This window comes from Isoptericola sp. NPDC060185, from assembly GCF_042728595.1.
Lineage (GTDB): Bacteria > Actinomycetota > Actinomycetes > Actinomycetales > Cellulomonadaceae > Isoptericola.
Genome location: NZ_JBHWYY010000110.1, coordinates 1 through 9,318, shown reverse-complemented (window position 1 = coordinate 9,318; position 9,318 = coordinate 1). Strand labels below are relative to the sequence as shown.

The following is a 9,318-nucleotide window of genomic DNA, read 5'->3' as shown; positions in this document are numbered from 1 at the left end:
ACCAAGTCCCACACGTGTGCGGGGCCGGGCGTCTTATTTAGAAGGTCAGGCGGCTACCGTCAGGAGAGGGCCTTCGCCTTGAGGCGCTCGAACTCCTCGGGCGTGATCGTGCCCTCGTCCAGCAGCTTCTTGGCCGAGGCGATGTGGTCCGCCGGCGCCCCCGCCACGTCGCGGATGTACGCGTCGGTACCGGCCTTGGCCTCCTTCACCGCCGCGATCTGCCGCTCCGACATCCCCCGGCCGCGGGCGATGAGGTATACGAGGGCCGTGAGCAGCGGGATGAAGATCAGGAGGACCACCCACAGGGCCTTCCACCAGCCGTTGAGCTCCCGGTCGCGGAACAGGTCGGTGAGGATCTGGAACAGCACCATCAGGTAGGCGATGAAGAGGAAGATCCAGACGAGGTACCAGAAGAAGTCCCAGAACGTGTTCATCTCGTGCGTCCTTTCGAGGCGGACCCAGCCGTCGACGGCCGGCTTGTGGCGGACCGGTGGCCCGCGCTCGGAACGCTAGTGCTGACATGCCGGACGCGCGCGCTGAAACAGGGTGATCCAGGACTCCCCCGCCGAACCGGGCTCTGCCGGACGATCGCGACAGGCCGGACCCTGCTCGGGTCCCGGTCAGCGACCGCTCAGCGGCGGGCCCCGCGCTCCGCGTCGGAGACGAGCTCCTCGGCCCCGGACACGACGGCGGCCTCCTCGGCCCGCGCCCGCGCCAGCGCGTCGGCGCGCACCGCCACGATCTCGCCGTGCAGGGCGGCGTGCGCGCGTTTGCGGACGTCGCGCGCGATGGCGTCGACGTCGGCCTCGTCGGGGGTCTCGCCGCGGGCCGCGAGCTCCGTCGTCAGGCGGTCGACCGCCGCGTCGACCTCACGCCGGACCTCGACCTCGGCCGCGTCGAACAGCGCCACGACGGCGGCGTCCGCGGCGCGGCCCAGGCGGGTCTCCTCGAAGCCCTCGGCCGCGTCGTCCACGATCCGCCGGGCGCGGTCGACGACGTCCGCGGCCGTGGCCGGGGCGTGCGCCTTGAGCGTGCCCAGGTCGTACAGCAGCACGCCCTCGACGTCCGCGACCCGCGGGTCGACGTCGCGGTGCAGCGCCAGGTCGAGGACCACGAGGGGCCGCGGCTCGGGCTCGTCTCCCGCGGCGGCCGCGGCCCGCTCGCGCGAGCGCACCACGGCGGCGGCGTCGAGCACGTACTCCAGGGAGGCCTCGGCCCGCCCGTCCGCGACCCCGCCGGCGGGACCGCGTCCGCGGGCACCCGAGCACGACACCACGAGGTCGGCGTCGGCGAGCGCCTCGATCAGGTCCGGCGCCGCCTCGACGTCGTGGCCCTCCGCGAAGACCTCGGCGCGGCCGGAGCGCGAGTACACCCGCACGTCGTCGCAGCCGCGGGCGCGCAGGGCCGCCACCGACGCCCCCGCGTACGAGCCCGTGCCGATGAGCACCGTCCGCACGCCCCGCCACGAGCCGTCGTGCTCGCCCCGGCCGCGCAGGAGGTCCCGGCCTGCGAGGTCCAGACCGAGCGACACGACGGACCGCCCGGCGGCGCCGAGCTCCGTCCGCGTGCCGACGCGCTTCGACGTGCGCGACGCCGTCTGGAACAGCAGCTCGAGGGTCTTGGACGTGGTGCCGTCCTCGCGGGCCTCGGCGAGGGCGCGCTTCACCTGACCGGCGATCTCCCGCTCCCCCACGACCATCGAGTCCAGCCCGGCGGCGACCGCGAACAGGTGCGAGGTGACCTCGGGCCCGGTGCGGACCGTGAACGAGTCCGCCGCGACCTCCTCGGTCACGCCGGAACCCGCCGCCACCAGGGCCGCGACGTGCTTCGTCGTGTGCCGCACGGCGTCGCCGTGCACCGGCGCGTCGACGTCCAGGTAGAGCTCGAAACGGTTGCACGTGGAGATCACCACGGCGCCCTGGACGGGCCCGCAGGAACCCACGGCGACTCGCCCGACGGAGCCGGAACCGGTGGACAGCCGCTCGAGCGCGTCCAGGTCCAGCTCGCGGTGCGAGGCGGTGAGGGAGAGGAGTACCACAGTGGCTCCACTTTAAGAGGGCCGAACAACCGGGGCAGAATCATGGACCGTGACATCCCCCACGATCGCCTCCGAGCCGGGGCGCGAGCCCACCCTGCTGCCCGCCGACCACCCGCTGGTCGACGGCCGGACGACGCACGCCCCGCTGGTGCGTGCCCTGCGGGGCGATCGTCCGGACGTGACCCCCGTGTGGTTCATGCGGCAGGCCGGCAGGTCCCTGCCCGAGTACCGCGAGGTCCGTCAGGGGGTAGGGATGCTCGACTCCTGCCTCCGGCCACCGCTCGCCGCGGAAATCACCCTCCAGCCCGTGCGGCGCCACCACGTGGACGCGGCCGTCTTCTTCAGCGACATCGTCGTGCCGCTGCGGCTGGCGGGCGTCGACGTGGACATCAAGCCCGGCGTCGGGCCCGTGATGGACCAGCCGTACCGCACGGCCGAGGACGTCGCCCGCCTCACCTCGCGCACCCTCGACGACGGCGCCCTCGCCCCGATCGCCGAGGCCGTGCGCCTCACCGTGGCCGAGCTCGGCGACGTGCCGCTGCTCGGCTTCGGCGGCGCGCCGTTCACGCTCGCCGCCTACCTGGTGGAGGGGCGCCCGTCGCGCGACCACCTCGCCGCGCGCACCCTCATGCACGCGGACCCCGAGACCTGGGCGCGGCTCACCGCGTGGACCGCGGAGCTCACCGGCCGGTTCCTGCGGACGCAGGTGCTCGCCGGCGCGTCCGCCGTCCAGCTCTTCGACTCCTGGGCCGGCTCGCTCGCGCTCGCCGACTACACGGCGCACGTCGCGCCCTCGTCGACGGCCGCGCTGTCGCACGTCTCCGACCTGCGCCTCCCCGGCAGCGACGACGGCCTGGCCGCCATCCACTTCGGCACCGGCACCGGGCACCTGCTGCCCGCGCTGCGCGACGTGCTCGACGCGGCGGGCGTCACCCACCCCGCCGTCGGTGTCGACTACCGCACCCCGATCGACGAGGCCGCCGCCCTGCTCGCCGACCACCCCCGCGGCGCCGTGCCCGTGCAGGGCAACATCGACCCCGCGCTGCTCGCCGCCCCGTGGCCGGTGCTCGAGGCGCACGTGCGCGACGTCGTCGCACGCGGCGCGACCGCGCCCGGCCACGTGGTCAACCTCGGCCACGGCGTGCCGCCGGACACCGACCCGACCGTGCTGACCCGCGTCGTCGAGCTGGTCCACTCGCTGTGACGCCGCTCCCGCCGCTCGGCTCCCCCGACGCCGCGACCCCGCCCGCGCGGGCCGCGGAGCACGTCGACGCCGTGGTCGTGGGCGGCGGGATCGGCGGGCTCGTCGCCGCGCGCACGCTGGTGCGGCGCGGGCTGCAGGTCGTGGTGCTCGAGGCGTCGGACCGCGTCGGCGGCCCCGTGCGCGGCGGCGCGTTCGGGTCGGTGCCCGTGCGCCTCGACCTGGGTGCGGAGTCGTTCGCCGCCCGCGGCACCGCCGTCACGGATCTGGCCGACGAGCTCGGGCTGGACGTCGTGAGCCCGGCCCCCCTGTCCGCGTGGGGCTACTCCGCCGGCCACGCGTTCCCCCTGCCGAAGGCGGGCGTGCTCGGTATCCCGTCGACGCCGTGGGCCCCCGACGTGCGGCGTGCGATCGGCTGGCCCGGCGTGCTGCGGGCGAGCCTCGACCGGGTGCTGCCGCGGTTCGTCGCCGACACCACGGACCTCGGGACGCTGGTGCGCTCCCGTCTCGGGCGGCGCGTGGCCGACCGCCTCGTGGCCCCGGTGGCGACCGGCGTGCACTCCGCGCCGCTCGACCGGCTCGACGTGGCCACCGTCGCGCCCGGGCTGCTCGACGCCTTCGCCCGCACCGGGTCGCTGTCGCGCGCCGTCGGCGAGCTGCGGTCCGCCGCGCCCGCCGGGTCCGCCGTCCGCGGCATCGACGGCGGCATCCACGCCCTCGTCGAGGCCCTGACCGGCGAGATCGCCGCCAGCGCCGAGGAGTTCGCCGACTCCCCGCGCACCGACGCGACCGGCCCCATCCACGCCGCCGTCCGCGTGGCGCAGCGGGTGGTGGCCGTCGAGCGTCTCGGCACCCAGTGGCAGGTCACGACGTCCGCCGGCGGCACCGTGCGCGCCCCGCGGCTGGTCGTGACGACGCCGCGCGTCGCCCCGCTGCTCGCGCCGTGGGTCGCGCCGCTCGAGAACGACCCGGTGACCGCGCCGGTCGGCGTCGTCGTGCCCACCCCCGAGGACGGCGCCGACATCTGGCTCGCGACCCTCCTGCTCGACGCCCCCGAGCTCGACGACGCGCCCCGCGGCTCCGGGATGCTCGTGGCGCCGGACGACGAGGGCGCCGGCTCCGGGGTGCGGGCGAAGGCGCTCACCCACGCCACCGCGAAGTGGCCGTGGCTCGCCGACCGCGTGCGCGCCGCCGTCGGGCCGGGCGTGCACGTGGTGCGCCTGTCGTACGGCCGCATCGGCACCCCGACGGTGCCGCCCACCGCCGACGAGGCCGCCCGCGACGCGTCCGCGCTGCTCGGCGTCGACCTCACCGGCCGGGTCCGCGACCACCTGCTGCAGCGGTGGGACGGCTCCCTGCCGCCGCCCACCCCCGCCTACCGCGCCGACGTCGCGGCGTTCACCGCCGCCGTCGGGCACACGCCGGGGCTGGCCGTCACCGGGGGGTGGGTGGCCGGCACCGGCCTCGCGGCGATCGTCGCGCACGCGCAGGCCGCCGTCGCCGCCCTCTGACCCGCGAGGTAGTTCGAGACCTGACGAGGTAGTTCGAGACCTGACGAGGTAGTGGACTACCTCGCGGGGTCTGGAACTACCTCGGCGATTCTCGAACTACCTCGGCGATGGTGGTGACGCGCTGTCACGACCGGACGTCAGGACGACGGGCGCACCGTGTGAGATCGGTCGCCCGTCCGGCCGGAAGTTGTCCACAGGCCGCACCGCTGCGCGACACTGGACGGGTGAGCACCCCCGAGACAGCCCCTGCCCCGCTGCGCCTCGGCACCCGCGGCAGCGCCCTCGCCACGACGCAGTCCGGCATGGTCGCGCGCCGGCTGGAGGAGCTGCTGGGCCGGCCGGTCGAGCTGGTCCGGATCCGCACCGAGGGCGACGTGAAGACCGGCTCGCTCGCCTCGCTGGGCGGCACCGGCGTCTTCGTCACCGCGCTGCGGGAGGCCCTGCTCGACGGGCGCTGCGACGTCGCCGTGCACTCGCTCAAGGACCTGCCCACGGCGCAGCCCGCCGACCTCACGATCGTCACCCCCGAGCGCGAGGACCCGCGCGACGCCCTGTGCGCCCGCGACGGGCTGACCCTCGACACGCTGCCGCGCGGCGCCCGCGTGGGCACCGGGTCGCCGCGCCGGGCCGCACAGGTGAAGGCCGCACGCCCCGACGTCGAGCTGGTCGACATCCGCGGCAACGTGGAGACGCGGCTCGCGCGCGCCCTCGGCCCCGACGCCGACCTCGACGCCGTCGTCCTCGCGCACGCCGGGCTGTCGCGCCTGGGCCGCACGGAGGTCGTGACGCACCTGCTCGACCCCGCCGTCGTCGCACCCGCCCCCGGGCAGGGCGCGCTCGCCGTCGAGGCACGCACCGCGGACCTGGCGGGGTCCGCGCTGGGCGAGGCGTTCGCCGCGCTCGACCACCGCCCCACCCGGCTCGCCGTGCTCGCCGAGCGCGCGGTGCTCGCGCGGCTGGAGGCCGGCTGCGCCGCGCCGGTCGGCGCGCACGCCCGGGTCGAGGCGGGCGAGCTGCAGCTCACCGCCGTCGTGGCGCGCGTCGACGGCACCGAGCAGCTCACCCACGCCGCGTCCGCGCCGCTCGGGGGCGACGCCGTCGCGCAGGACGAGGCCGCGACGGCGCTCGGCGTCCGGGTGGCGGAGTCCCTGCTGGCCGACGGTGCCGAACGGCTCGCGCCGCTCGTGGGCGGCACGGGAATGCCGCGCACCGGCGAGGCGGACCACGTCGCGCCGCGACAGGACGTCGAGCCGCTCCACGCCCCCACCGGCACGGACGACCCGGAGGGTTCGTGACCGGCGAGCGCACCACGGGGCGCGCCGTCCTCGTGGCGCGCACGACCGAGCGCGGGGCATCGCTCGCGGCGCTGCTACGGGCGGCCGGGCACGACGTCGTGGTCGCCCCCGTCATCGAGCGCGCGCCCGCGGCCGACCTCGGCCCCCTCGACGACGCCGTCCGCGGCCTCGCCGGCGGCGCCTTCGCCTGGGCCGTCGTGACCAGCGTCAACGCCGTCGACGCCCTCGTGGACGCGGCCGCCCGCACCGGCGCGAACCTCGCCGGTGCGCCGGTCCGCTGGGCCGCCGTCGGGCCCGCGACCACCCGTGCCCTCGCCGCCGCGGGCGTCACGACCGACCTCGTGCCGGAGGCCGACGCCACCGCCGCCGGGCTGGTCGCGGCGTTCCCCGACCCGGAGGCCACCGACGACGAGCCGCGCGCCGTGCTGCTGCCGCTCGGCGACCTCGCCCGGCCCACCCTGGACGACGGCCTGGCCGTCCGCGGCTGGGCGCCGCACGTCGTGACCGCCTACCGCACGGTGCACCACGCGCTGCCCGCCGACGTCGCGGACCGCGCCCGCGCCGGGGGCTTCGACCTGGTGGTCGTGTCGTCCGGCTCGGTGGCGCGCGAGATCGCCGCCCAGGCGGGGACGGCCACCGCCGTCGTCGCCATCGGCGGCCCCTCCGCCGACGCCGCGCGCGACGCGGGGCTGCACGTGGCGGCCGTCGCCACCCACCCGACCGACGACGCGCTCGCGGCGGCCGTCGCCGCCGCCTTCGACCCGGCCGTCGACCCGGACCTGCACTCCCCCGGCACCACCGCGCCCGCCGCCGACCCGACGGCGGGCGCCCCCACCCCCACGAAGGAGCACCCGTGAGCACCTCGGGCACCACGTCCGGCATCGTGTACCGGCCGCGCCGCATGCGCACCACGCCGCGCATGCGACGGCTGGCCGCCGAGACCCGCCTGCACCCGGCGGACCTCGTGCTGCCGCTGTTCGTCAAGGAGGGTCTCGACGCGCCCGCCCCGATCACCTCGATGCCGGGCCAGGTGCAGCACACCGAGGGCACCCTGCGCGACGCCGTGGCCGAGGCCGCCCGCGCGGGCCTGGGCGGCGTGATGCTGTTCGGCATCCCCGCCGTGCGTGACGCCACCGGCTCCGCGGGCGACGACCCGGACGGCATCCTGCAGCGCGGCATCCGGATCGCGCGCGAGGCCGTCGCCGAGGTCGAGGCGGCGACGGGCCGGCCGGGGCCGGTCGTCATGGCCGACACGTGCCTCGACGAGTTCACCGACCACGGCCACTGCGGCGTGCTCACCGCGGACGGCGCGGTCGACAACGACGCGACCCTCGACCGCTACGCCGCGATGGCCGTCGCGCAGGCCCGCGCGGGCGCCGAGGTCGTGGCGCCGTCGGGGATGATGGACGGCCAGGTCGCCGTCCTGCGCGACGCGCTCGACGACGCGGGCTTCACCGACGTCTCCGTCCTCGCCTACAGCGCCAAGTACGCCAGCGCGTTCTACGGCCCGTTCCGCGAGGCCGTCGACAGCGCGCTCCAGGGCGACCGGCGCACCTACCAGATGGACGCCGCCAACTCCCGCGAAGGGCTTCGCGAGGCCGACCTCGACCTCGCCGAGGGCGCCGACATCGTCATGGTGAAGCCCGCCGGCACGTCCCTCGACGTGCTGCGGGGCGTCGCGGACCGGTCCGACGTGCCGGTCGCGGCGTACCAGGTCAGCGGCGAGTACGCCATGATCGAGGCGGCTGCCGCGCACGGCTGGATCGACCGGAAGGGCGCCGTGCTCGAGTCGGTGACCGCCATCAAGCGCGCCGGCGCCGACATCGTCCTCACCTACTGGGCCAACGAGATCGCGGAGTGGATCAAGTGACCGAGCACCTCGACAACCACACCGCGTTCCTGCGCGCCCAGGCCGCGATCCCCGGGGGCGTGAACTCCCCCGTGCGCGCGTACGGCTCGGTGGGCGGCGACCCGCGGTTCCTCGCGAGCGCCCGCGGCCCGTACGTCACCGACGTCGCGGGGCGCGAGTACGTGGACCTCGTGTGCTCGTGGGGCCCGGCCCTGCTGGGCCACGCGCACCCCGAGGTCGTCGCGGCCGTGCAGGACGCCGCCGCGCGGGGCCTGTCGTTCGGCGCCCCCACCGTGGCCGAGGTGGAGCTCGCGGAGGAGATCCGCCGTCGCGTGCCCGTCGCGGAGCGCGTGCGGCTGGTGTCCACGGGCACCGAGGCGACGATGACGGCGATCCGGCTCGCGCGCGGCGTCACCGGGCGGCCGCTGGTCGTGAAGTTCGCCGGCTGCTACCACGGCCACGTCGACGCGCTGCTGGCGGAGGCCGGGTCGGGCGTCGCGACGCTCGCCATGCCGGGCACGGCGGGCGTGACGGAGGCGTCGGCCGCCGAGACGCTGGTGCTGCCGTACAACGACCTGGCCGCCGTGGAGGCCGCGTTCGCGCAGCACGGCTCCCGGATCGCCGCGGTCATCACCGAGGCGAGCCCCGCGAACATGGGCGTGGTGCCGCCCGCGGAGGGCTTCAACGAGGGCCTGCGCCGCATCACGCGCGCGCACGGCGCCCTGTTCGTCATGGACGAGGTGCTCACCGGTTTCCGCGTCGGCCCGTCGGGCTGGTGGGGCCTGGAGAACGCCGCGATCCGCGCCGGCGGCGGCGAGGGGTACGCGCCCGACCTGCTGACGTTCGGCAAGGTCGTGGGAGGCGGGATGCCCGTGGCCGGCCTGGGAGGGCCCGCGGCGATCATGGACCAGCTCGCGCCCACCGGCCCCGTCTACCAGGCGGGCACCCTGTCCGGGAACCCGGTGGCCGTCGCGGCGGGCCTCGCCACGCTGCGCCTGGCCGACGAGGCCGTCTACGCGCGGGTCGACGCCGTCGCCGACACCCTGGCCACCGCGCTCGGGGACGCCCTGTCCGCCGAGGGCGTGGCCCACCGCGTGCAGCGCGCGGGCTCGCTGTTCTCCGTCTTCTTCGGCCCGTTCGCCGCGGAGCACGGCGTGCGCGACTACGCGCAGGCGCAGGCCCAGGAGGTCTTCCGCCACCGGGCGCTGTTCCACGCGCTGCTCGACGCCGGCGTGAACCTGCCGCCGTCGGTCTTCGAGGCGTGGTTCGTCTCGGCCGCGCACGACGACGACGCCGTGAACCGCATCCTCGAGGCCTTGCCCGCCGGCGCGAAGGCCGCCGCCGCGGCGACCGCCTGACCGGAGAGCCCCCTTCGAGCAAGCGAGATCCGTCGCGCCAGACGGGGGGTTGGCGCGCCGGGTGGC

Annotated in this window: 8 protein-coding genes; 6 read left to right on the top strand and 2 right to left on the bottom strand. The window is 76.7% G+C overall.

The features are described from left to right. Positions 1 to 59: 59 nt before the first annotated feature. The gene (locus ACFWDO_RS20340; RefSeq protein ID WP_380325288.1) at positions 60 to 434 is read right to left on the bottom strand and encodes an SHOCT domain-containing protein; all 375 of its coding nucleotides are present in this window, start codon (positions 432 to 434) and stop codon (positions 60 to 62) included. 197 nt (positions 435 to 631) lie between these two features. Continuing rightward, complete coding sequence (locus ACFWDO_RS20335) at positions 632 to 2,038, bottom strand: glutamyl-tRNA reductase (RefSeq protein WP_380325291.1); 1,407 nt, start codon at positions 2,036 to 2,038, stop codon at positions 632 to 634. A 49-nt stretch (positions 2,039 to 2,087) separates the two neighbouring features. On the opposite strand from ACFWDO_RS20335, the gene hemE reads away from it, so the two are divergent. The 6 genes from hemE to hemL all read left to right on the top strand — a co-directional run bounded on the left by hemE (position 2,088) and on the right by hemL (position 9,252). Then, entirely contained in the window at positions 2,088 to 3,242 is a 1,155-nt protein-coding gene (hemE, locus tag ACFWDO_RS20330; protein ID WP_380325294.1) for a uroporphyrinogen decarboxylase, read from the top strand. Further along, positions 3,239 to 4,750, top strand: coding sequence for a protoporphyrinogen/coproporphyrinogen oxidase (locus tag ACFWDO_RS20325; protein WP_380325297.1), 1,512 nt, complete (start codon positions 3,239 to 3,241; stop codon positions 4,748 to 4,750). Before hemE ends, ACFWDO_RS20325 begins: the two co-directional genes overlap by 4 nt. 224 nt (positions 4,751 to 4,974) lie before the next feature. Further along, positions 4,975 to 6,045, top strand: coding sequence for a hydroxymethylbilane synthase (hemC, locus tag ACFWDO_RS20320; protein ID WP_380325300.1), 1,071 nt, complete (start codon positions 4,975 to 4,977; stop codon positions 6,043 to 6,045). Then, a complete protein-coding gene (locus tag ACFWDO_RS20315; protein ID WP_380325303.1) occupies positions 6,042 to 6,902 on the top strand; it encodes a uroporphyrinogen-III synthase in 861 nt (286 codons plus the stop codon). The genes hemC and ACFWDO_RS20315 overlap by 4 nt, the downstream gene beginning before the upstream one ends. Positions 6,903 to 6,964: 62 nt before the next feature. Then, positions 6,965 to 7,915: a porphobilinogen synthase gene (hemB, locus tag ACFWDO_RS20310; RefSeq protein ID WP_380325309.1), complete on the top strand. Its 951-nt coding sequence runs from the start codon at positions 6,965 to 6,967 to the stop codon at positions 7,913 to 7,915. After that, positions 7,903 to 9,252: a glutamate-1-semialdehyde 2,1-aminomutase gene (hemL, locus tag ACFWDO_RS20305; RefSeq protein ID WP_380325306.1), complete on the top strand. Its 1,350-nt coding sequence runs from the start codon at positions 7,903 to 7,905 to the stop codon at positions 9,250 to 9,252. The genes hemB and hemL overlap by 13 nt, the downstream gene beginning before the upstream one ends. The last annotated feature ends 66 nt before the right edge of the window (positions 9,253 to 9,318 follow it).

What these genes read in the sequence shown, in the direction of transcription:
- ACFWDO_RS20340 (WP_380325288.1), bottom strand. Translation starts at nt 434, where the DNA reads ATGAACACGTTCTGGGACTTCTTCTGGTACCTCGTCTGGATCTTCCTC.
- hemB (WP_380325309.1), top strand. Translation starts at nt 6,965, where the DNA reads ATGCGACGGCTGGCCGCCGAGACCCGCCTGCACCCGGCGGACCTCGTG.